Raw genomic sequence first — 23,447 nt, forward strand, 5'->3', positions numbered from 1 at the left:
TTTCAACTTTCAGATTGGCCACAGCGCGGCGGCAACCGCGAGAACCTGCAAGCCGATGCCCGTGCCATCGAACAGCGTCATATGGGTTTCGGAGATCCGGCCCGGATTACGGCAGTTGATCGCGGTGCCCAATCGCATAATGTCGCTTGCCACCAAAACCTCTTGCGCAACCGCGTGCTGCGTCATCGCGACCTTTCAAGAGTGTCTGACGTGGAAAGTGCTGCGCAAACGCCACGCAGTGAACCATATCACGATACGCGGCTAGCCAAATAGCGCCACCCGATCGGGCCGCATCGCGGCGCTCACCTTAACCGTTTCGAAGAGGCTTTCGACGGATAGGAAGAGCAAGCCGAAGATCAAGTCGAAATTGATGCCGGATACCGCTTGGGTACGGGATTCATCAAGCGACCCTTCGGGAAAGGGTGATTTCAAACCGGCAGGACGGCGCACCGTGCGCGCAACACCTGGTGTGAGACACCAGAGCACCTTTCGCGACAAGCGCGCGGAACAGCCGTTCGAAAACGGCCACATGCCAAGGACACATCGGCTGAGCCAGTGGGTTATCAATGATCTCAAGCACACAAGGATTTCCGACCTCGATCGACACCTGCCCTGTCCCTGCATAGGTCCATGCATTCGACGCCATTGCCTTGAGCAGAATCCGCGCCGACAATTGTGGCGGCACCAGCTTCATGACCAATTGCGCGGGTCGTGGGATGCGATTGGCGAGCAGGTAATCAGCCGTCCTGCGGCCCGCATCCGCCGCAATCCTCAATGCGTCTGGCTGAGGCAACGCCCTGCGCAGCGTGTCGTGCAGCTGTGCGGCGACGGCCTGGTTTACCATATGCTGTGGCGGGCTTTCGAGAATGTCCGACAGATTTGCCGCCTGAAAGACCTGCGCCGCGAGGCTTTCGCCTCCCAGGGCCCGCAAGGCTGCGGCCACTTGCGTCACCGCATTGGGACCAACCTTGGCGTCCGGGTTCGCCCCGGCGCTCACGCCTGCGACCATCACGGACGTCATCAGGCAGTCTCTTTACTTTGTGCGGCTGCATCAGGCATCCGGAAGGCCTGCTCTTCCTCCATCTGCTGTGTTCCGCCACCGCAGGCCATTACCTTGGCCGCATTGCGATCTTCCGCGCGGGCCTTGCCCTGGGCGCGCACCGCTTCGCGACGTTCTTGCGCTCGGGCGGCGCGGTCTGCCGCAGCTTCCCAATCTGCAATCTGCGCGGGCGCAATCTTGCGGCTGTCGTCAAAGTGGAAATCCACCTTCTTCTTGGACTGTGGCCCGGTGTATCCGACCTTGCCCAGATCATAGAATGTGCGGGCAAACCCGGCTTTGGCAAAGGCTTTGAGACAACCAAGCAGATAGCGGCGCCGAAACCCGGTGCCGCGCCATGGATAATGGAACAACGCCTTGATCATGTAGAACCGCCGATAGTTGTTCATAACGCGGTCTAGCAGTTCTGCACGATCCATCGCCTCGGGGCGCATGATGGGCGTAACAAAGTTGTATTTGTCGAAATCGAACACTTCGACCTTGTCCCCCAATTCCTGATAGAGCGGCGTGAAGGGCCAAGGTGTGTACATGGACCAGTTCGCCAGATCCGGGTTCCATTCGCGCGCATAGCGATAGGTTTCTTCCAAGGTCTCGGGCGTTTCATTATCGAGACCAACAATGAACTGCGCCTCGGTGAAGATATCAGCGTCGCGCAGCAACTGGATCGCACGGCGGTTGTCTTCGACCTTGGTTTCTTTGTTGAACAGGTCCAGTTTCAACTGTGCGGCAGCTTCGGTGCCCAAGGACACATGCACCAGTCCCGCTTTTCGGAAAAAGGGCAACAGTTCCTCGTCGCGCAGAATGTCCGTGACCCGCGTGTTGATGCCCCATTTGACCCTATCCGGCAGGCCGCGGTCGATCAACTCCTGACAGAACTGGATGAATTTCTTTCGGTTGATGCTGGGTTCCTCATCCGCGAGGATGAAAAAACCGACCTCATGATCGTTGACCAGTTTCTCGATCTCATCCACGACTTTTTTCGGGTCGCGCACGCGATAATCGCGCCAGAATTTCCATTGCGAACAGAAGGAACAGGTAAACGGACAGCCACGCGCCATGCTGGGGATCGCGACGCGCACGCCAAGCGGGACATAAATGTATTTGCTCCAATCCAGTAGGGACCAATCAGCCTCGATCGCGTCCAGATCCTTGACGGTAGATGCCGCCTGTGTCGCAACGATCTCAGCCCCGTCGATATAGGCGATGCCTTTGATGGATTTACGCTCGTCCGGCCAGCGGCCCTCCTCATAGGCGCGCAGGAGGTCGACGATGATTTCCTCGCCTTCGCCGCGAACGATGACATCAATCCAAGGGGCCTCTGACAGAACCTGTTTGTACATGAAGGTTGCATGGACGCCGCCCAGAACGCCCAAGGCATCGGGACAGACCTCTTTGGCAATCTGCAGCACACGCTCGGCCTTGTAGATCGAGGGGGTGATGGCGGTTACCCCAACGACATCGGGCTGCAACGCACGCAGCTTGTCCGCCAATGCGTCGTCATCAATGTTGTGCGTCATCGCATCAATGAAACTGACATCGGAAAAGCCCGCGGACTTCAGCGCGCCGCCGATATACGCGACCCATGCGGCAGGCCAGCTGCCCGCAATTTCTGCCCCGCCTGAGTGATAATTCGGATGAACGAGTACGATCTTCACGGCAGCTCTCCCAATCGGTTTGGAAGTCAGCCTACAATTAAACTGTCATATTTAATTGACACAGATCAAGTATCAAAAAGTTTACAGCACTTGGCTGGACGGGCCAACCCTTTCACCCTTTGGGCTGCCTGCCCAATCTTTGAGGCCGTGCTCGTTTCGATCCGCAAGTGCGACGCTTGGTTTGGAAAGCGCCGGAAACCGTCCAATGACTGGGAAGGTCCCGGTTGCGTCCGCCGCGCTTCCACAGCGGCCTTCCTGCAAGTTTGAGCGGCGCTCGGCGAAAACCGGCACACAGGCTTTCGCCCGAATGTTCTAGATACTGCCTTTTACGGCAAGGCCGTCCGGGCCATCATCAATTACCGCTTGCGAGGCGACCGGCTCATACGGCTGAATTCTAAGAGCCCGCAGTGCGTTCAGTATGACCGCCACGTCGATCACCTCTTGCAGCATCGCCCCCTGAACCGGCGTCAGGTATCCAAAGGCGGCGGCGATCATGCCTGCAACCGACAGGCCGATCCCGGCAACGACGCTTTCGACGGCGATGCGGCGGGCGCGGCGGGCGATTTCGATGCCCGGCCCAAGCCGATCAATCCGGTCGACCAGCAACACCACGTCAGCCGCCTCGGCCGAGGCGGCGGCGCCCCGCGCGCCCATCGCCACCCCCACATCCGCCGCCGCAAGCGCGGGGGCGTCATTCACGCCGTCCCCGACCATCATGACCGGGCCATTCTTGCGTTCGGTCAGCACCAGCAAGACCTTTTGGTCAGGCGTCAGCCCCGCACGAAGCCCGTCCAGACCCAGGCCCTCGGTCACGCGCTCAGCCACCGCGGCCCGGTCTCCTGTTGCCAACAAGATGCGTTCGATCCCTTGACGGCGCAGCCCTTCCAGCATCTCGCCCGCACCTTCGCGCAGCGGGTCCGCCATGACGAGATGCCCGGCCATATGACCATCGACCGCCACCGCAACAAGAACCGCGCCCGCCGAAAGCGCCGGATGCCCCTCCGCAGTTCGGCCAACGCGCCGCGCAACGAAGTCGTCGCCGCCGACGATGACCTTGTGGCCTTCGACGCTGCCGACCACGCCTTCGCCGGGGATCTCTGCCACTTCGGTGGGCACGGGCAGAGTAAGACCCTGCACCTTTGCAGCCGCGACAATGGCCTGCGCCACCGGATGTTTCGACGCCTGATCAAGCGCAGCGGCAAGGCGCAGGATGTCGCTTTGGTCCATGCCGTCATGGCTGTCGACCGAAACGATGCGGGGGCGCCCGTCAGTCAGCGTACCCGTCTTGTCGAGGATCAAGGTTCGGATGCGCGCCATCGTTTCAAGCGGCCCTGCCCCCTTGATCAAGACACCGAAATGCGCGGCCCGCGACAGCCCCGCCACCAAAGCGACCGGTACGGCCAGGATCAGCGGGCACGGAGTTGCCACCACCAGAACGGCGACGGCGCGGATCGGATCCCCGGTAAGCCACCAAGCGGCAAAGGCAATCGCCACGGTGACGACCAGAAACCCGAATGACCAACGATCCGCCAGCCGCGCCATTGGCGCCTTGGACCGCTGCGCCTCTTCGACCAGACGCACGATCCCGGCATAGGTGCTTTCCTTGGCCAGACGCGTCGCGGTCAGATCGAACGGTTCGCCCGCATTGGTCGCGCCGCTCATGACGTCAGCCCCGCGAGACAGGCGCGCGGGCAGCGATTCACCGGTCAGCGCGGATGTGTCCACAAATGCCGCCTTCGACGTAACAGAGCCATCGACGGGCACCACATCGCCCTGGCGGATCAACAGCCGGTCACCGGGCTCAATTTCATCCAGCGGCACCTCTTCGAGGCCACCATTCCGGTGCCGGGTCGCAGTGCGCGGCACGCGGGATAGCAGGTCGTGCATCTCGCGACGGGCGCGGCCCTCGGCGAAGTTTTCCAGAAATGTGCCGCCGGAATACATCACGGCCACAACCGAAGCCGCGAGCGTTTCGCCAAAGACCAGCGCTGCCGTCATCGACAGTGCCGCAACGATGTCGAGCCCGACCTCGCCGCGCCACAAACAGCGCAGGATCTCGACCAGAAGCGAGATCAGGACGGGAACGACCCCGGCGAACCAGACAAAGCCCGCCAGATCGGTCCGGCCTGCAAGATGAAGGGCAAGTCCCGACAACAGGCTGACCACCGCCACCAAAAGTAGCGCCGTCCTGAGCCGGTCAATGCTCGTGTGTTCCATTCAGCTCAATTCCCTTTGGCCGCGGCGATCCGTGCAGAGTTCCTGCCTTTCAGGCGCTTGGTCCGGTGGATGGATCATCGCGCAAGTCAAAAGGCGCGTCGAGCCTCTATGAATGCACCGGGCAGCCCATGTCGTCCGCTTCAGAACCCGACCTTGTCGGCGCCTTTGAGCAATTGCGACATGGACGGCGTGTGACTGGCGCCGGTGACGGCACAGGGGATGTTGACCTTGCGGGGACTGGCCATGGCCATTGCTCCTTCAGGATTGTTCGGATGCGAGATGCGCGGGGCACGCGCCTTGGTTTCGACCACTTCACGCCAGTGGAGGCCCGGGCCAAAGCTCTCGGCGGTACTCAATTTACTTGTCGGTGCGCAAGAACACGGTTGTCTGGAAGTCTTGCGCGTTGCCCTTCGGGGTAATGTGGGTGAAATCCTCTGCGCCTATCGCAGCAAATTTCCCCGGCGCATTGGCCTCGATCCTTTTGGCAAGCGCTTCGGAGGAATAACGCTGAACCGGAAGGTTAGAGCATTCTTCGGGGCCATTTTCGGCAAAGGTCATGATGATTGCGACCCCGCCGGGGGCCACGGCCTTGCTCATCACGTCGCAATAGGCCTTCTGCGCAGCTCGATCCTGTAGAAAGTGAAATACTGCACGGTCGTGCCAGACAGCATAGGGTTTGTCCGGGGTCCATGACGTGACATCCCCCACAACCCATTCGACCTCATTCGCCCGCTGACCAAGTCGTTTCTTCGAGACGTTCAAAGCCGAGGAGGCCAGATCCAGAACGGTAATCGGTCCGAGACCGGCCTCAAGCAGCTTGTCCACCAGCCTTGACGCACCGCCACCTGCATCAATGATCGCATCGCCCGGCCCTGCATGCGCGCGTATCACTTTGAGTGAAGAGCTCGCGTCAGGATCGAACCAGGTCAACGCCTCTTCGGCCCGGTTTGAATAGACAGCATTCCAGTGCGTTTCGCTATCCATCCAACCTTTGTCCTCCCGCGCTTTACTTAAGCTGTGCGCTATCGCTTTGCACCTTGAGCTTCCAATTGTGGATCGCTGTCCCCTCGGTTTCCAAGCGGCTTGCCAGATAGTACAGCCGCTGCGTTGCCGGACCTTTCGGCGCCGTCTCAAAGCGTTGCTTGAGGTAATAAGGCGGGATGGCCTGAGAATACAGCGTCGCGGACACCGTCACGCGTTTCGGATCGACATCGGCCGGCAGGGTGATCTTGTAGGTCAATTCATCCTTGCCCGCCTTGACGCCTGCATCGTGCTCGGCCCGGCCCTCGGGCATGGTCGCCTTCATGAAGGCCGCGGTGATGTCCGAGTCGCCAAACCGCGCGACAAAGGCCTCGGTCCCCGGCTCGGCGGCGCCCCAGGGCAACAGGCGATTGTCTTTCGGGTGATAGACCCGGTGCACAAAGCTGGTGGTGAATTTCTTTTGCGCGTTCTGCGTCAATTCTTCGTAAATCTGAACCTGCGTCTGATCGTCGATCACATCGTAATGCGGTTGATACAGCGCCTCGGTTGCGCCTTCCGGAACCACATCAAGAAACTCGGTCTTGAGGGGCTGATCGTCCGGGCCGATAATCACACCCGCGCCGTTCGTGCACCCCGAACACCAGACCTGTTTGCCGCTGGTATCGGTGACCAAGACTTCAAGAAACACGCGCCGGAACCCAACGCCCGACGGCAGACGGTGGCCGGTCTTGTTGTCAACGCTGACCGCCACCTCAAGCCCGCTCTCCGTGCCGGTGAGCGACTCGATCGTGACATCTGCGGTTTCATTGCGGGCCTGCAACAGCATCGTGTCCACCGAAAGCTCCGCGCCGTTGGTGGCATAGGTCATCGGGTCCTTCGGCCCAAGCCCCATCTCTTCATCGAACTGCGACAGCATCTCGACCATGAAGGCGTTCAGACCAACAAAGTTGTGGCGTTTGTAATCCTTGCGGAAAGGCACTTCGATGTCCTCATGCGGCAAGGAATTGGCCACCTCGGGCAGATTGGCGTCTTGGATCGAGGCGATTTGCGTGGTCAGGCTGTCGATCTTTATCTTGCCGTCAAGCGTTTCAAAATTGCCCTTCATATGGCAATCCTGACAGGATTTGGCTGTCCCCTCGTCGGCGAATTCGCTGTTCTGCCATTCGAGAAAAGTTGCCTGTTCGACCGAGTGCTGGAACTTCACCAAAGGCTCGCGGTAGGTGGCGCCGACCTGTTCCGACAAGAAGACGACGGCGTTTTTCGCTGCCTGGTTGAGGATCGCCTGTTCCGCCTCGGTGAAGCCGGGCAAAGGTTTGTCCATCGCTGCATCGACATTGGGCAGGTTGATGGTATGGCAGGCGCCGCACATCTCGCTGTCCTTGATATAGGCGTCCTGCACAGGTGTGATGCCCATCGCGTTCTGCATCGGCTTCTGCCGGACATTCTCGAATGGACCAACCAGTTCATCCGCAGCATTCATGCGGAACACACCCGTCGTGCCGTTCATCAGATAGGTGTCGAGCTTGTTATACGCCGGCTGCCCCTCGGCCTGCTGCGGCGGCGCGATGTGGTGGCACACCGCACAGGAAATGCCTTCGCGCGCGAGATTGCCGTATTCGTGATAGGGATAGGTGCCTTCGGCGATCTGCTTGTCCTGCGCCTCCTTGGTCAGCGGATCGTGCAGCAGGGCGTATTCAGGTTTGAAGACATTGCCGTTCAACCCCAGATCCGGAGAATTATGGGCGTCGATCTCCAATTGCCGTTGGCCCATCGCGCCGTGGCAGGACAGGCAGGTTGTGCCAAGGTTGTCCGCCAGATCGCCTGCGTCCATCTTTTTCAGCAAGGCAAATTCGGATTCGAGCTGGGCGAAAAAGATCGGGTCGCGCCCGGCCAGCCCCATCGGTGACCAGCGCCATTCGCCGTATTCCGAGATGTTGTAGCCGTCGCCATAGCTTGGGCCATTCTTGATGAACATCGTCACCCCCGACGGCGCGCCGCCCAACCCGCCGTGGCAGCCAACGCAGTTGTCCGAGGTCAGAAAATGCTGGGTATCCTTGGGCCGGGCGGGCACGTGATCCAGCCACTCGCTTGGCAGGGTCTGAAGGTTGGCCCGCGTGACATCGATGCCGTCCTTGGGCGGGAACATTGCGACAAACTCGGGGTTCACCGCAACCGGAGACTTTGTTGCCGCCGCCAGATGCGCCGCGCGCATGGCTGCCGGATCATGGGCGTCATTGACGTAAGACTTGATCATGTCGGCCAGATCCGCGCCAAAGGCCGGCAATTGCTGCTTGGGCAGATCGCGCCAGCTTTCATCGACGCGAAAGATCACCGGATCGCCGGGATAGCCTTCTACATTTTCCAGTGCCGAGAAAATCAGCTCTTCCGCGGCCGAGGCATGGCAGCGCATGCACATGCCATCCCCCCCGGCCCCCAGCGGTGGGCTGTAGGGCGGCTGAAAGGCGTCGATCACCGGCTTGCGCGCCTTCATGTCGTCCTTGTTCGCGAAATAGACCGAGGCAAAGAACCAACCACCATGCGACAGCTTGCTGTCCTTGACCATGACGGTCCAATTCAGACCGCCCGTGTCATAGGCGTATTCGGTCATTGCCTCTTCGATCTTGCTGGGCTCGTCCTTGTATTTCTCAACCAGAGACTCGCGGAATTCGTTGTATTTCGCCGAAGGAGGCGAGACCATTTCCTTGATGACAATGGCACCGTCGGCAATCACACCTTCGCGTCCGCCCTCAAGCCAGGACATGATTTCAGGTGAATAATACATCCGCACCGCCGGATGGATACCAAAGCTCATATTGAAGACAAACGGCCCGGTGTCCCGCCAGCTTTTGTCCCGGGCCCAGCCAAGGCCCACGTAGTCGCGCTTGGCAACAAAGGGAAAAAGTTGCTCTTCGTAGTCGATCAGCGGCATGCTGTGGGGCAAAGGCAAGTCAGCAGGCACAGCCTTTTGCACAGACACCGTCGCATCAAATGCCAATCCGGCGCTGGCCAAGGGAAGTGTGACGCACAGTGCCAATGCGAGAACCTTAAGTCGTATCATGCGCCCACTCCGGTTGAATTTGTTTCGCCAGCATCACCTTAAAAGCGATTCGGATAAACCTACGGGTTGGAAATATTCTGTGCGCCTGTCCGCGACGAAAAGATCATTCCGAAATGTGCGGTATCAATCCCGCCACAAACCGTTTATGCCAGCCTGAATTCCTGAAAGGATACCCCATGCCCAAATCCAAAAAGCCCAAGGCGAAACGTGCCGGTGCAAACCCTGTCCAAAAGCCCGCTTGGTACCAATCGTTGAATGGCGCTGCCGGACAGCACGGGGAGAAGCCGACCAAGACCGGCAAAAAGGCCCAAAACAAATCGGCCTGAACCGGCCAAGGCGGGTCTATGTGATGACGGCATCCGCAGACCTGCCAGCGACATGGCCCGCGGCAGACAGGTTCGCGGCCAAGACGGCATCGCCGAAGGCCGCCCCCTGCGCGCAGCCCGAGATCAGCTTTCCAATGAAATGATCCCCTGCCCCGTGGGTTGAAACGACTGTAACGCGCTGGCCCGGGATCGCTCCTGCTTCGCCTGACCCGTCGTAGGCAACACCACTGGCGCCCGCTGTCACGATGACTTGCTCAAATCGCTCTCTCAGCTTTGCAGCGGCCACCTGCGCACCAGAGAGACTGTCGACCACTGTGCCGCACATCGCCTCGGCCTCGATCGCATTGACCACCAGAATATCAACGTTTCTCAACAACGCCTCGCTCATGTCGCGATAGGGGGCTGCGTTCAGGCAAACCACAACGCCTTTTTCGCGGCCAATCCGCGCCGCTGCGATGTTCACCGCCTCAGGAATCTCGTTCTGCAGGATCAGATACCCGGCGTCTTTCCAAAGCCTTTCGTCGTCCAGCACAGCAGGGTCGAGCGCCAGATTAGCCCCCGAAACAATGACCGCCCCGTAATCTCCGCTGGCATCACTGATCGCAACGCTCATACCAGTCCCGACACCGTCGATGCGCGAGATGAAATCGGTCTCGACCCCGGTTTCCGCCAGATGCGTCATGGCAAATGTTGCCAGATCATCCTTTCCCACCGCCGAGACAAGCCGCGTTCGGACGCCGTTTTCCGCCACCGAAACAGCCTGATTGCCGCCCTTCCCGCCGAATTTCGGACGCCATGAGAACCCTGTCACGGTCTCACCGGCCCCTGGACGATGCGGAGCGTCAACAAAGATGTCGTAGTGAATGGAACCAACAACGACGACGACTGAGGAACTGGACATGCGTGGCTCCTATTTCTTTCGCTTTGCGACGACCGACGCCATCGTCATCGACAATTGCGTTTCGGCTTGGGCAAAATCGCGCTGCGCGACCCCAACAAAGACCGAGTCCATGATGCAAAGCTGCGCAATCCGGGCAGCCGCGTTTTCGCCAAGCAGCGGAGAGCCCTGCGCCGTTGAGCACAGCGTCACGTCCGCCATTTGCGCGACGGGCGAGCCTGCGTAGTTGGTCAGAGCGATCACGCCCGCGCCGTTTTGCCGTGCCAGCGCCGCCGCTTCGATCACGGCGGTTGTCGCGCCGGAATGGCTGATGGCGACGACAACATCCTCTGGGCCCAGCAATGAGGCCGACATTATCATCATATGCGTGTCGTCATAAACGCTGCTGCGCAAACCAATCCTGAGAAACTTGTGAGACACGTCCCGTGCAATCTGGGCAGACCCGCCAAGGCCATAGAACTCACGGTTGCGCGCGCCATGCAGCAAATCCGCCGCGCGATCGAAGGCGTCCATGTCGATGATCGACATCGTCTCTTCCAAGGCCTGCATGGCGGTGTTGAACACCTTCTTGACGATATCGGCGGAGCTGTCTTCCGGCGATATCTCGGCATGCATGGCTGCGACGTCCGACTGCCGGTAGGACACGAGGGCCGCGCGAAACTCGCGAAAGCCGTTGAAGCCAAGTTTCTTGGCGATTTTCACGATCATCGCGTCCGAGACGCCAGCATCGTCGGCAACCTCACGAATGGAGGTCGTCAGATCAAGTTGCGAACGTCCCGTGATGGTGTCGATCACACGCGCTTCGAGCGGCGTCATCAGCGGCATCTTCATCCGCACCTGAGCGCCCACAGTCCGAGGGTCTATGTTCATGGTCCTCTGATCCCTCCGATGGGGGCCGCGTTGTTTGGATTATGCCCCCGAGAACAGGGCAGCCATCCCAAGCGTCCCCGCTTCACAAGCGCAGACAAACTCATAAACTCTTTAGTCACCTGCCAGAAGTTTTTGCACCACCCTTTGCGACAAAGGTGAGTTCTGTGTCTCAATGGCCGAGCGCAACTCGTTGCTCGCCTCGACCTTATCGGCGAGCGCCATCAACCGCTCGGTCATTTCGATATTCGCGGCGCATTCTTCGACCGGATCGATCCCCGAGGCATCGGGGAATGTGTCGAAATAGATCACGCCATCGTAGCCGTCCCGCTTGATCTGCGCCAACAGTTCCAAGGTCGCCAAGGGATGCACGGAGCCGACCATCAGACCGTCATCCCGCTTGCCGTACCCGTCATTCAGGTGCACCCCCAGCAACCGCGACCGGCGGGCGATCAGTGCGGCGGCAAAGGCGGGCATTTCATCGGCATAGAGCACATGTGCGAAATCCAGCGTCACCCCCATATTGTCCAGACCAACGTCATCAATGGCCAGAAGGGTGGTCGCCACGTCCGGCAAGAGTGCAAAGGCCCGCGGCTCGTTTGGCTTGTATTCTATGGAGACCATGCACTCCGGCGCATGTGCTGCGACTTCGCGGATACCGTCGATCTCATCCGCCCACATCTTTGCGTAATCGCCCTGAAAGCTGTAATCGAACCCGTCTTGCCCCAGCCAGAGCGTCATCAGTGGCGCTTCCATTTCAAGCGCGGCGTCGATGCCCCTTTTGGTCAGATCAATCGCCTCGCGTCGGATCGCGGGGTCAGGATGGGTGAACGCGCCCAGCTTGAAACCGGGGTTGGTGTAATACCGCATAGCCAAGCCGTTGATCTGAAGGCCCATGTCATTGATCTCATCGCGCACCGCTTTGGGATCCTCGGTGACGTGGTCGGGATAGTTCAGATCGACATGGGTCAGCCCTTTGACCCGCGATGCGCGACGCGCTGTCATCATGGCCGTCGGTTTACCCTTCAAATCCGGCCATTCCGCCTCGGCCTTCGCTGCGAAGGAATTCAAGCGTGTCGCGAAGCGTGTCATGTAGCTCTCCCACTATTTCTTCACGAAATCGCATATTCTTGTGAATTTTTCAATCGAACTCTGGGCAAGGCAGCTCTACCCGCGCCAAACGCGCCCCTTACTCCAAGACACTCCGTGCAGGATCATGTGGGCGCCGCGTCGTCCATAAGCCCGGCCGCTTTCAAGTCAGACCAGAGCGCCTGCGGAATGGTGGTCTGGGCCGCCAGGATATTCGACTGCATTTCGCTCTGCCCCTGCCCCCCCGGAATGACGGACAGGACAGCCGGATGCCGAAGTGGAAACTGGAAAGCCGCATCGACCAGTCTGATCCCGTGATTTTCACAGATCGCCTGTATCTTGCCGACCCGGTCGCGGATCTCCGGAGGGGCGATTTCGTAGTTGAAATGGGCACCTTCTATTGGTCCCGTCGCAAGGATGCCGGAATTGTAGGGGCCGCCGATCACCACCCCGATGCCGCGCGCCTCGCACAGCGGAAGGAAGGTTTTCAGCGCCTCCTGCTCTAGCAAGGTATAGCGGCCTGCCAACAGGAAGATGTCGAAATCTCCGCGTTCGGCCAGCCATTGGCAAGGCTCCCATTCGTTGACACCCGCGCCAAAGGCACCGATGACCCCCTGCTCGCGCAACTCGAGCAGAGCGCGATAGCCGCCTTCCATCAGTTCGGCCAGTTTGGTGTCCAGCACGCTCTGACTGCCGTGGTTGGCAATGTCGATGTCATGGGCAAACAACATATCGACCCGATCCACGCCCAAGCGTTCCAGCGAAAATTCAAGTGAACGCATCACGCCGTCATAGCTATAATCGTAGATCTCGCGCCGGTTCGGGACGTCGAACCATTTGCCGATGCCATCGCGCGTTTCCGCAGTCGCGGGGGCCAGAAGACGGCCGATCTTGGTCGACAGCACGTAGTCTTCGCGCGGCTTGTCGCGCAAAAAGCGGTTCAGCCGTGTCTCGCTCAGACCGTAGCCATACAGCGGTGCGGTATCAAAATAGCGCAGGCCGTTGTCCCAGGCCATTTGCAGCACCGCATGCGCTTCATCGTCGGACACCGCGCGATACAGATTGCCCAGCGGCGCTGTCCCCATCCCGATCTCGGTGAAGGTCAATCCGCCAGAGTTGTGCCGGTCCCAAGTCCTTGTGCGCTGTTGCATCCGATCCCCCTGTTTACGGGCCGAGTGTACACGGAAATTTCTTGGCTTCCATACGTCCCACCACTAGACTTTTTGCGGGAGCGAGGGAGAAATTATGTCGCGATTTTCAAAGACTTTTGGCACCGATCGACCAGCCATCGCCATGGTGCATCTAGGGGCCTTGCCCGGAACGCCGCTGTATGACGCCGACGCCGGACTCGAGGGGCTGGTTGACGCCGCGCACAGCGATCTCAAGGCGCTGCAAGACGCCGGGTTCGATGCCGTTATGTTTGGCAACGAAAACGACCGGCCTTACGAATTCAACGTCGATACAGCCTCGACGGCGACGATGGCCTATGTCATCGGGCGGCTTCAATCCGAAATCACGGTGCCTTTCGGCGTCAACGTCCTGTGGGATCCCCGGTCCAGCATTGCGCTGGCGGCCGCGACAGGCGCCGCTTTCGTGCGCGAGATCTTTACCGGGACCTATGCGTCAGACATGGGCCCCTGGACACCCGACGCAGGCGCCGCACTGCGATATGGCAAACGGCTGGACCGCGGGGACCTGCTGACGCTTTTCAACGTGTCAGCGGAATTTGCCGACAGTCTGGACCGTCGGCCGCTTGCCGATCGCGCGCGCTCGGCAGTGTTTTCGTCTATTCCCGACGCGGTTCTGGTGTCCGGCGCGATCACCGGTGAAGCGGCGAAGATGGAAGATCTCGAAGCGGTCAAATCCGCCCTTCCGGCGACGCCCGTTCTGGCCAATACGGGGGTGCGCCATGACACGGTTGCGCAGGTCTTCGGCATCGCCGACGGCTGCATCGTTGGATCGGCCCTCAAGGTCGATGGCCATACATGGAACGCCGTCGATGCTGATCGCGCGGCGGATTTCATGGCGCGCGTCAGGGCCGCCCGATCATGACACGCAGCATCGCAAAAGACCTTGCCGCGCTGATGATGATCCCTGGCCTGTCCGGCCACGAGGATCGCGTGCGCCGCCATATTGCCACCGAACTGGACGCGATGGGCGTGGATAGCCGCGTCGACACCTTGGGCAACCTGATCGCGACCTTTCCGGGAAGTGCTGACGCGCCGTCCGTGATGGTCTTCGCGCATATGGACCAGTTGGGGTTTTTCGTACGGAAAATCGAAAATGACGGGCTGATCCGGGTCGAACGGATGGGCGGCGTGCCAGAACGCGCGCTGGCATCGCAAGCGGTGCTTTTGTGCGTCGAGAACGGGGAAGACGTGCCGGGATTGATCGCCAACAAAGCCCACCACGCCACCACACCGGACGAAAAGTATCATGTCCTGAAGGCGCCTGAGATTGCCATCGACACCGGGCACGGATCGAAGCAGGCGGTGATGGCAGCCGGTATCGGCATCGGCACGCCGGTTGTCTATCGCCCGCAAGTCATCGAGTTGGCCGGCCAGTGCATCGCCGGGCCTTCCATTGATGATCGCGCGGGCTGTGCCGTGCTGTTGGATATGGCGCGGCGATTGAAGGACCGCGCGGACGGCGCCACCGTTCATCTGGTCTTTTCCGTGCAAGAAGAATTCAACCTGCGCGGCGCCATGACAGCGGCCCGCGCACTGGCCCCTGACATTGCCATCCAGATCGATCTGATGCTGGCCACCGACACCCCGGACATGGCCGATCGGGGCGAGATGAGCCTCGGCGGTGGACCGGGGATGAGCCACTATTCCTTTCATGGGCGCGGCACGCTGAACGGCGTGATCCCGCATCCTGCCGCGCGGCGTCTGATAAGGGCAGCGGCAGATCGCGTGCAAGTGCCGCTGCAACATTCCGCCCAGGTCGGCGTGCTGACGGATCTGAGCTATGTCCAGCAACTCGGTGAAGGCGTGATCTGCGTCGATGTCGGGTTTCCCATGCGGTATTCCCATTCCAGCCTCGAAATGTGCGACCTGAGGGATCTGGAGGCACTGTCGCAACTGCTGGCCTCGGCGCTGGAAATCGTGCCGGGCTTTGATCTGTCGCGCGATGGCGTAGGCGCATGAACTATACCATCGGCATCGACATCGGCACCTATTCCTCGAAGGGGGTGATCGTCGATGCAGGCGGCGCAATCATCGCGACGGCAACCACTCCGCATGACATGATCGTCCCTCGCCCGGGGTGGGCGGAACACCGCCCCGATGAAGACTGGTGGGGCGATCTGGTCAAATTGACGGGGCAGCTGCTGGCCACGTCGGGGCTCGATCCCGCAGACATCCGCTGCGTTGCGACATCGGCAATCGGGCCCTGCATGTTGCCGGTGGATGCCGATGGGCGTCCGCTGATGAATGGCGTGCTTTATGGTGTAGATACGCGCGCCTCGGACGAAATACGGTGGCTTGACGGGCAGATCGGGCCGGACCGCATCTTTCAACAATGTGGCAATGCCCTGACCTCGCAATCCGTGGGGCCGAAAATCCTATGGCTGAAACGCCATCGGCCTGAGATCTTTGCGCAGACCGCACGGATCCTTACAGCGACCTCCTACCTGACGTTCAAACTGACCGGGGAATACGCGATCGACCACTACACAGCGGCCAACTTCTCGCCGCTCTATGATGTCGAAACGCAGGATTGGACCACGGAACTGACTTCCGAGATCGTCGGCAAGGAGATGCTGCCCCGGCTTCTCTGGTCAACGGAAATTGCCGGACAGATCACCGCACAGGCGGCGGCAGAAACCGGTCTTGCCGAGGGCACGCCCGTCACCGTCGGCACCATCGACGCTGCCGCCGAGGCGGTCAGCGTGCAGGTGCAAGGCCCCGGTGACATGATGATGATGTATGGGTCGACCATTTTCATCATTCAGGTCACCCAAGACAGGGTGCGCGATCCGGCGCTGTGGTATGCACCTTGGATAACGCCCGGAACACATGCGTCGATGGCGGGTCTTGCGACTTCCGGCACTCTGACCCACTGGTTTCGGGATCAGTTCGCCCGCGAGATGGATGGCGATCAGGCCTTTGGCGCTTTGATGAATGAGGCCGCCGCCACGCCGCCCGGTGCGGGCGGGCTGTTGGCGCTTCCGTATTTCTCGGGTGAGCGCACGCCGATCCATGATCCCGCCGCGCGCGGATGCTTTTTCGGCCTCGATCTGACCCACACCCGCGCGCACATGTACCGCGCGCTGATCGAAGGCATCGCCTTTGGCACCGCGCATGTGATCGAAACCTTTGTCAAAGCTGGCGCTACGCCCGAAAGGATTCTGGCGGTGGGCGGCGGCACGAAAGGCGATCTTTGGATGCAGGCGACATCGGATATCGGGGGCGTGCCGCAGATCGTATGCGACAATACCGTTGGCGCCTCGTACGGGGATGCCTTTCTGGCGGCCTGCGCCATCGGAACCGCAGAGCCGAATGACATCACGACGTGGAACCCGATTGCACGGCACGTGACGCCAGAACAGCACCCGGTCTACGCCCGGCAATTCGCCCTGTTCAAAAATCTCTATCTTGCGACAAAGGATATCGCGGCGGAACTCGGCGCAATCAAGTAACAGGGCTTTCGCGCTGTCGGCGATTGGCCGGGGCGCTGATCTATCGCTTTCAGCGCTATTTCACCGCACCCGCCGCCATGCCCTTGATAATATACCGCTCAAGGATGATGCCGATGACGATCAGCGGCAGAATGGCGGCGAAGGACAGCGCGGCCATGGACCACCAGCTGATGCCCTGACTGCCAGTCTGACTTGCCACCATGACCGGCAGCGTCTTGGCATTGGTCGAGGTCAGCAGCGCCGCGAAGAAGTATTCGTTCCACGTCAGCACAAGGCTTAGGATAAAGGCCGCCACCATGCCGGGCAGCGCGATGGGCATGACGATGGTCAGGAATGCGCCCCAGATCGACAGACCGTCCACCATCGCCGCCTCTTCCAACTCGGTCGGGATTGAGCCGAACTGGTCGCGCATGATCCAGATGACAATCGGCAGGACGGTCAGCGTATAAAGCAGGATCAACCCGATCCGCGTGTCGAGAAGCCCCAGTTCCTTATACAGCACCAAAAATGGCAGGGCCAAGACGACCGGCGGCAGGATCAACTGCGACAGGAAGAAGAACGAGATGTCTGAATTCTTCATGAAGCCGAACTTGTACTGAAAGCGCGACAACCCATAGGCCGCGCAACTGCCCAACACGACGGCCAGCAGCGATGCGCTGACCGAGATGATCGTCGAATTCCAGAACCGTTTCAGAAACTCCGCACGCACGGTCGATTCCGTGCCGATGGTGTCCGGCGACAGCCCCAAGGACCGGAAACCCAGCCATTTCGGCGTGAAATCCCACCAAGGCACAAGGTTCCCCTTCATCACGTCGGGCGCGATCTTGAAGCTGGTCGTGATGGTCCAATAGATCGGGAACAGGCAGATGAAGGCCCAGAAGATCAAAATCGCATAGATGCCGACCTTGCCCAAAGTGCGACCGGGGCGAAAGCTGCGATCGCTGTCGCCGTCGTGGAAGATTTGTGCGCTCATCTCAATACCTCGGCTTCATCCAGCGATCCGCCACCTTCATCAGGATCGTCATGGCGATGACAATCACCACGAGATAGACCATGGCCAGCATCGTGCCGTAGCCCACATTCGAGCGGTCCCGGTATTCGCGGAAGATGAAACTGGTCACCGAATCCGTGGCGCCGCCCGGGCCACCGGCGGTGACATTGATGATGATATCAGCAAGCTTGAGCTTGAAGATGATCCGGATCAGAACCGCGGTGATCGACACCGGCAGCATCAGCGGAAAGGTGATTTCCCAAAAGCGCCGCCATGCGGGGGCGCCGTCGACCTCGGCCGCTTCGTGCAATTCCTTCGGGATCGCCTGCAGACCGGCGAGGATCATGATCATCATGAAAGGAATGTAGGTCCATGCGTCCATGATCATAATGGTTGCTCGGGCGATTTCTGGCGTGCCGAAAAAACTGGGCTGCTCCCATCCCAGATTGCGCAACAGGCGTGCCACGGGGCCAAAGCGGTTTTCCAGCATCGATTTGCCGATCATCCAGCTGACAGCAACCGGCGACAACATCAGAGGCAGCAAAAACGCCACCCGAAAGAACTTGCGCGCGCGGATATTGCTGTTCAGCATCAGCGCCAATCCAAAGGCGATGGCATATTCCACGACGATGGCCAGCGTGTACCACACCATGTTCAGCATCGCGTTCCAGTAGAACGGATCGCTCCACATCTGCACGATGTTGTCGACACCGTTGAACTGCCGTCCATTGGGTGAAGCCAGGTTCCAGTCCGACAGCGCAATGCCGACCGAGAATATCAGCGGAAAGACCACCAAGGCGACGACGAACAAGGCTGCAGGCAGCACGAACAAGGTGCGCTTGCCGCGCTCTCCGTGGATCAGAACCTGCGCCCAGCACAGGCAGATGGCCCAAAGCACAAAGGCGTACAGCGAGGGGCGCCATGTCTCGAACCCCAACGCGATGGTGCCCTGCTGGTCCAGCCATTGCAAAATTACGGTGACGACCAAAATCGCCAGACTGCCGCGCACAATGGTGCGCCCGAATGTTCGCTGTCCGTCAGAGATGTCGTCACGTGTCACGACATGCAGGAATTCACCTTCGCTCAAGCGCCCGCCCCTTTTGCTCATGGTGTGGCCCGGCGGAGTTGACCGCCGGACCGATTTTGGCGTTACAGACCCAGCGATGCCTTATACAGCGCGATCTGGCTTTCACGGCCAATCTGGTCGGTGATACCCTCCCAGGCCGCAGCGATGGCGTCGGCTGTTTCCTGTGCGCTGCCGTACTGCCCGGCAAAGCCCTTGGCCAGTTCGTCCTCGGCCACCGAATAGTACTGGAAGATCCCGGGGATACGCGGCTCGATCGCAGCGTTGGGGTGGTTGTAGCTGTCGCGGTTCGACCCGAGGTAATCCTCGATATAGGCCCGGTCATAGCCTGCCGCTTCCCACTCGTCATAGTCGAAGTGCGAATTGCGATAGGGCTGGAACCCGGAGGGATAGGCCGCCGTCCAGAGCGACAGGTCCTTGCCACCCAGATGCGCCGCCGCCGACCAGGCCGCCTTGCGCTTTTTCTCGTCGCCCTGCACGCGGTTGGTGACGTAGACACCCCAGCCGATATAGGCCATCTGCGGCGCTTCGTTGTAGGTCTCTTCCCATTCGCCGGTCTGGCTGTTGTAGACCCGGTCCGATCCGGGGTTGATGCCAAAGCCGACCACATCGCCGACAACAGAGGTGTCCGATGTCCGCGCGCTGGAGCCGACATCGCCCCACCACATCAGCATGGACCCGGTCCCGGCAAGGAACTGCGAGAAGGCCGTTGTACCCGGGTCGGCGTTGATCTGATCGGGCGGATAGGCGTTGTCGGTTGCGATCAGGTCCAGAACGTCCTGAATCGCCTGCACAAAGGCAGGATTGTTGACGCGCGGCTTCATGGTGTCGGGATCGAACAGCCAGGCGGGATCGTTCGGATGTTTGCCATAGGCCGCGACACGGTTCAGGATGAAGTACATGCCAAAGCCGCCCCAACCCTTCAGCGGGTCAAGATAGCCATAGGCGGGCAGCCCGGTCAGCGGGTCTTCCTTGCCGGCCAGATCTTTCGAGATCGCGTTGACCTCCTGCCAGGTTTTCGGCGGCTCGGCGCGGCCAGTCACTGAACCCTCGCCAAAGTAATCGGTGCGATAGGCAAAGGTGTGCGCGTCGCCATCAATGGTGACCCGGTAGGTCTTGCCATCCCAGGTGCCGACCGGTGCCTTGAGGTAGTCCACCAGATCGCTGGCGTCGATCTGCTCGGCGACCCAATCGGGCATCTCGTCCAGCAGGCCGCGCCCGGCGGTGTCCCCTTCGAAAGGCGCGCCCATTTCCAGCACATCGAAATCAACGGTTCCGGTCGCGATCGACTGTTGCAGACGGGCGTTATAGTCGGCCTGTGCAAGGTCGATCCAGTTGATCTTGGCGCCGGTGTATTCCTCCCAGGGCTTCAGGAAGCCGCGGAACAGAAAGTTGTGCAAGTTCTGGTTGTTGAGCCCCATGAAGGTCAGCTCGACCCCCTCGAACTCGCCTTCGGCGACATTGGCCTTGGTGGGCTCCAGACATAGGGCGCCAACCTTTTGCCAATCGCTGTCGGTGGGCGAACCCATGCCGACGCCGGGGATCTTCAGGATTTCCGCGCGCACGCCGGAATGAGCCGCCGCTTGCGCAGGTCCCGCCGTCAGGCCGCCCATGGATGCCAGTGCACCGGTCGCCACCGCGCCTTGCAGCAGCGTGCGGCGGCTTAGCGTCTGGCGCGCCATAAGGTATTTGTAATGGTCTAATTTCATGGTCTTCTCCTCCCTGGAAAAACAGAAGGTCGGGCTTGCAGGCGCCGATCTGCCGTTTTCGACTGTGGCCGCCCCAAGTCGCCGTCGCGGACCTTCACCCGTCTTGTTACGCCGTGGACGCATCGGGAAAATACCCCGACGAAAAAAACCTTGCACGCGGCCCACAACGCCTGTCAAGTGTTTGGTATACCAAAGGCACGAAAGCAGCGGCACGAGCGGATCGGCGTATTTTCAACTGCTTGCGGCGCGAAAAACCGGGGGGGCGGATGGCAACGGTCAAGATCCAGAGTTTAACGAAATCCTATGGTGCCGTGGAAGTCATTCCCGGACTTGATGTTGACATCGCAGATGGCGAATTCGTCGTTCTCGTAGGTCCATCGGGCTGCGGCAAGTCCACGCTTTTGCGGATGATCGCGGGCCTTGAAAGCATCACCTCAGGCCAAATTTCCATCGGTGAAAAGGTGGTGAACAACCTGCCCCCGGCCGACCGCGATATCGCAATGGTGTTCCAGAACTACGCGCTTTACCCACATAAGACCGTTGGCGCAAACATGGCGTTTTCGCTGCGGATGCGCAGGATGGACAAGGCCGAGATCGACCGCAGGGTGGCCCGCGCCGCCGATATCCTTGGGCTTGGCCCCTATCTTGATCGCTATCCGCGTGCCTTGTCGGGCGGCCAGCGGCAACGCGTTGCCATGGGCCGGGCCATCGTGCGCGACCCGCAGGTTTTCCTGTTCGATGAACCCTTGTCGAACCTTGACGCCAAGCTGCGCGTCCAGATGCGCGCGGAAATCCGAGAGCTTCATCAGCGCCTGCAATCGACGACCGTCTATGTCACCCACGACCAGATCGAAGCGATGACCATGGCGGACAAGATCGTTGTCATGCAGACGGGACGGATCGAGCAGCAAGGGCGCCCTGTGGACGTCTATGACAAACCGGCCAACACCTTTGTAGCGGCCTTCATCGGCTCGCCCTCCATGAACCTGATCGACGGGGTCGTCGTCCACAAGGATGGTGCGCCCTTTGCCCGCCTTGGGGATATCGACCTGGCCCTGCCCCGGATTGCGGGCCTTGATGAGAACCGGGAAATCATCATCGGCATTCGCCCCGAGGAGCTCAAGGTCGCGGAGGCTGGCCTGCCCGCCGAGATCAGCGTCGTCGAGCCGACCGGCGCCGAAACCTTGGTGATGAGCCGCTACGCCGGGCGTGAATTGACCTTGATCGACCGCGAACGGCGCAGCTATCACTCGGGTCAGACGATCCATTTGACGGCAAAGCCCGAGGCGATCCACGTTTTCGATCGCAAGACAACCAACCGCCTGGACTGAGGAGACCACAATGCTTAAGGGAATCGACCCACGCCTGAACGCCGATGTGCTGTATGTCCTGAGATCAATGGGCCACGGCGACACGCTGATCATCGCGGACGCGAATTTTCCATCGGATTCGGTGGCGCGCAGCACGGTCTATGGCGATCTGTTACGAATGGAGAACCTGACCGCCGGACAGGCGGTCGAGGCGGTACTGTCGGTCATGCCGCTGGACACCTTCGTCGAGGATTTCGCCGCCCGGATGGAAATGGTCGACGACAAGGACACCGTGCCCCCCGTCCAGGAAGAAGTGCAGAGCGCCATCGACGCTGCCGAAGGTCGCCCGCGCCCGATGATCGGGATTGAACGGTTTGATTTCTACGATATTGCCCGGAAAAGCTATGCGGTCATCCAGACCGGCGAGCGGCGCTTCTACGGCTGCTTCCTGTTGCGCAAAGGTGTGGTGGGGCCTGACGCATGAGCATCGTGATCCTTGGCGTTTTCGTCGCCGATACCGCCTACAGGGCCAAGCGAATGCCGGTCATGGGCGAAACTGTCCTTGGGGATTCCTTCGCGCTCGGACCGGGCGGCAAGGGGTCGAACCAGGCCGTGGCGGCATCCATGGCCGGGGGCGACGTGCATTTTCTGACCCGGCTGGGCGTTGACACCTTCGCCGATATGGCGCGCGAGACCTGGAAAAAGGGCGGCGTTACTCCGCACGTCATTGACGATCCCGACAGCTATACCGGGGCCGCGTTCATCTTTCTCGAAGCGACCACTGGCAACAATGCCATTATCGTCTCGCCCGGGGCCGCCGGGCGGATCTCGCCCGCCGATATTGACGCCCACGCAGACCTGATCGGCGGCGCCGATGTGTTCATCACCCAGTTGGAACAGCCTTTGGACGCGGCCATGCACGCGCTTGAAATCGCCAAAGCGGGCGGTGCCCGCACCATTCTGAACCCGGCGCCAGCAGCGGAATTGCCCCCCGGCATGCTGGCGCTGTGCGATTTCGCCACCCCAAACGAATCCGAAGCCGAAGCCTTGACCGGGATTGCCGTCACATCGCCAGAGGATGCCAAACGCGCCGCCGACGCGCTTTTGGAAATGGGAGTCGGGGCGGCCATCATCACGCTGGGCGAAAATGGCGCGCTTTACCATGACGGTGAAACAACCCTGCATGTGCCCGCCGTCAAGGTTGGCAAGGTGGTCGAGACCACCGGCGCCGGTGACGCTTTCAACGGAGGCTTTGCAGCGGCCCTGTCACGCGGCATGTCGCCAACCGAAGCCGTGCGCTACGGCAACGCAACAGCAGGCATCTCGGTCACCCGGGCTGGAACCGCACCCTCCATGCCCTCCCGAGAAGAGATCGAGGCTTTGCTCAATCTCTAGGCCCCAGCGGCTCAGCGGCCAATCCTGTGCAGGCCCTTTACCGCAAAGCTTGGATTCTCAACCGTCATTCAGTCAGCACAAATCTTGAAACTGTCGCCCGAAACCCTCTGCAATCGGTTGCAAAAATCTGCCCCCCGATTATTGATAGGCTGCAGGCAAAACCACTCC

At 60.3% G+C, this 23,447-nt stretch carries 19 protein-coding genes; 6 read left to right on the forward strand and 13 right to left on the reverse strand.

From position 1 onward, the window contains the following. Positions 1 to 9 precede the first annotated feature (9 nt). The 10 genes from ACOYQJ_RS16590 to ACOYQJ_RS16635 form a co-directional block, all read right to left on the reverse strand. Positions 10 to 153 (reverse strand): hypothetical protein, encoded by a 144-nt coding sequence (locus ACOYQJ_RS16590; protein WP_422907164.1) that lies wholly within the window; start codon positions 151 to 153, stop codon positions 10 to 12. A gap of 247 nt (positions 154 to 400) precedes the next feature. Continuing rightward, the gene (gene bchJ, locus ACOYQJ_RS16595; RefSeq protein WP_422907165.1) at positions 401 to 1,021 is read right to left on the reverse strand and encodes a bacteriochlorophyll 4-vinyl reductase; all 621 of its coding nucleotides are present in this window, start codon (positions 1,019 to 1,021) and stop codon (positions 401 to 403) included. Further along, complete coding sequence (gene bchE, locus ACOYQJ_RS16600; RefSeq protein ID WP_422907166.1) at positions 1,021 to 2,712, reverse strand: magnesium-protoporphyrin IX monomethyl ester anaerobic oxidative cyclase; 1,692 nt, start codon at positions 2,710 to 2,712, stop codon at positions 1,021 to 1,023. Before bchE ends, bchJ begins: the two co-directional genes overlap by 1 nt. Before the next feature lie 312 nt (positions 2,713 to 3,024). After that, entirely contained in the window at positions 3,025 to 4,929 is a 1,905-nt protein-coding gene (locus tag ACOYQJ_RS16605) for a heavy metal translocating P-type ATPase (protein ID WP_422907167.1), read from the reverse strand. A 357-nt stretch (positions 4,930 to 5,286) separates the two neighbouring features. After that, positions 5,287 to 5,913 carry a class I SAM-dependent methyltransferase gene (locus tag ACOYQJ_RS16610; RefSeq protein ID WP_422907168.1) on the reverse strand — a complete coding sequence of 209 codons (627 nt, stop codon included), beginning with the start codon at positions 5,911 to 5,913 and terminating at the stop codon, positions 5,287 to 5,289. A 22-nt stretch (positions 5,914 to 5,935) separates the two neighbouring features. Next, positions 5,936 to 8,968 (reverse strand): hypothetical protein, encoded by a 3,033-nt coding sequence (locus ACOYQJ_RS16615; RefSeq protein WP_422907169.1) that lies wholly within the window; start codon positions 8,966 to 8,968, stop codon positions 5,936 to 5,938. A 342-nt stretch (positions 8,969 to 9,310) separates the two neighbouring features. Next, positions 9,311 to 10,195, reverse strand: coding sequence for a ribokinase (locus ACOYQJ_RS16620; protein ID WP_422907170.1), 885 nt, complete (start codon positions 10,193 to 10,195; stop codon positions 9,311 to 9,313). Between the two features lie 9 nt (positions 10,196 to 10,204). Next, positions 10,205 to 11,062: a MurR/RpiR family transcriptional regulator gene (locus tag ACOYQJ_RS16625; protein ID WP_422907171.1), complete on the reverse strand. Its 858-nt coding sequence runs from the start codon at positions 11,060 to 11,062 to the stop codon at positions 10,205 to 10,207. A gap of 111 nt (positions 11,063 to 11,173) precedes the next feature. Further along, positions 11,174 to 12,151, reverse strand: coding sequence for a sugar phosphate isomerase/epimerase family protein (locus tag ACOYQJ_RS16630; protein ID WP_422907172.1), 978 nt, complete (start codon positions 12,149 to 12,151; stop codon positions 11,174 to 11,176). Positions 12,152 to 12,273: 122 nt separating this feature from the next. Continuing rightward, entirely contained in the window at positions 12,274 to 13,299 is a 1,026-nt protein-coding gene (locus ACOYQJ_RS16635) for an aldo/keto reductase (protein WP_422907173.1), read from the reverse strand. 94 nt (positions 13,300 to 13,393) lie between these two features. Between ACOYQJ_RS16635 and ACOYQJ_RS16640 the strand changes: the two genes are divergently transcribed. Genes ACOYQJ_RS16640 through ACOYQJ_RS16650 form a run of 3 tightly spaced genes read left to right on the forward strand, consistent with a single transcriptional unit; the run spans position 13,394 to position 16,790 of the window. Beyond that, positions 13,394 to 14,200 carry a BtpA/SgcQ family protein gene (locus tag ACOYQJ_RS16640; protein WP_422907174.1) on the forward strand — a complete coding sequence of 269 codons (807 nt, stop codon included), beginning with the start codon at positions 13,394 to 13,396 and terminating at the stop codon, positions 14,198 to 14,200. Continuing rightward, complete coding sequence (locus ACOYQJ_RS16645; RefSeq protein ID WP_422907175.1) at positions 14,197 to 15,297, forward strand: M20/M25/M40 family metallo-hydrolase; 1,101 nt, start codon at positions 14,197 to 14,199, stop codon at positions 15,295 to 15,297. Before ACOYQJ_RS16640 ends, ACOYQJ_RS16645 begins: the two co-directional genes overlap by 4 nt. Further along, entirely contained in the window at positions 15,294 to 16,790 is a 1,497-nt protein-coding gene (locus ACOYQJ_RS16650) for an FGGY-family carbohydrate kinase (RefSeq protein ID WP_422907176.1), read from the forward strand. Before ACOYQJ_RS16645 ends, ACOYQJ_RS16650 begins: the two co-directional genes overlap by 4 nt. Before the next feature lie 55 nt (positions 16,791 to 16,845). Here ACOYQJ_RS16650 and ACOYQJ_RS16655 read toward each other — a convergent pair whose 3' ends face one another. The 3 genes from ACOYQJ_RS16655 to ACOYQJ_RS16665 form a co-directional block, all read right to left on the reverse strand. After that, a complete protein-coding gene (locus ACOYQJ_RS16655) occupies positions 16,846 to 17,763 on the reverse strand; it encodes a carbohydrate ABC transporter permease (RefSeq protein ID WP_422907177.1) in 918 nt (305 codons plus the stop codon). Between the two features lies 1 nt (position 17,764). After that, complete coding sequence (locus tag ACOYQJ_RS16660; protein WP_422907178.1) at positions 17,765 to 18,868, reverse strand: carbohydrate ABC transporter permease; 1,104 nt, start codon at positions 18,866 to 18,868, stop codon at positions 17,765 to 17,767. 62 nt (positions 18,869 to 18,930) lie between these two features. Beyond that, entirely contained in the window at positions 18,931 to 20,574 is a 1,644-nt protein-coding gene (locus tag ACOYQJ_RS16665) for an extracellular solute-binding protein (RefSeq protein WP_422907179.1), read from the reverse strand. A gap of 266 nt (positions 20,575 to 20,840) precedes the next feature. Between ACOYQJ_RS16665 and ACOYQJ_RS16670 the strand changes: the two genes are divergently transcribed. The 3 genes from ACOYQJ_RS16670 to rbsK are packed head-to-tail and all read left to right on the forward strand — an operon-like array spanning position 20,841 to position 23,279. Then, on the forward strand, positions 20,841 to 21,905 hold the full coding sequence (locus ACOYQJ_RS16670) for an ABC transporter ATP-binding protein (RefSeq protein WP_422907180.1): 1,065 nt from the start codon (positions 20,841 to 20,843) through the stop codon (positions 21,903 to 21,905). A gap of 10 nt (positions 21,906 to 21,915) precedes the next feature. After that, positions 21,916 to 22,368 carry an RbsD/FucU family protein gene (locus ACOYQJ_RS16675; RefSeq protein WP_422907181.1) on the forward strand — a complete coding sequence of 151 codons (453 nt, stop codon included), beginning with the start codon at positions 21,916 to 21,918 and terminating at the stop codon, positions 22,366 to 22,368. Then, entirely contained in the window at positions 22,365 to 23,279 is a 915-nt protein-coding gene (gene rbsK, locus ACOYQJ_RS16680; protein WP_422907182.1) for a ribokinase, read from the forward strand. The genes ACOYQJ_RS16675 and rbsK overlap by 4 nt, the downstream gene beginning before the upstream one ends. Positions 23,280 to 23,447 lie beyond the last annotated feature (168 nt).

The organism is Pacificoceanicola algae, assembly GCF_049341065.1.
GTDB lineage: Bacteria > Pseudomonadota > Alphaproteobacteria > Rhodobacterales > Rhodobacteraceae > Pacificoceanicola.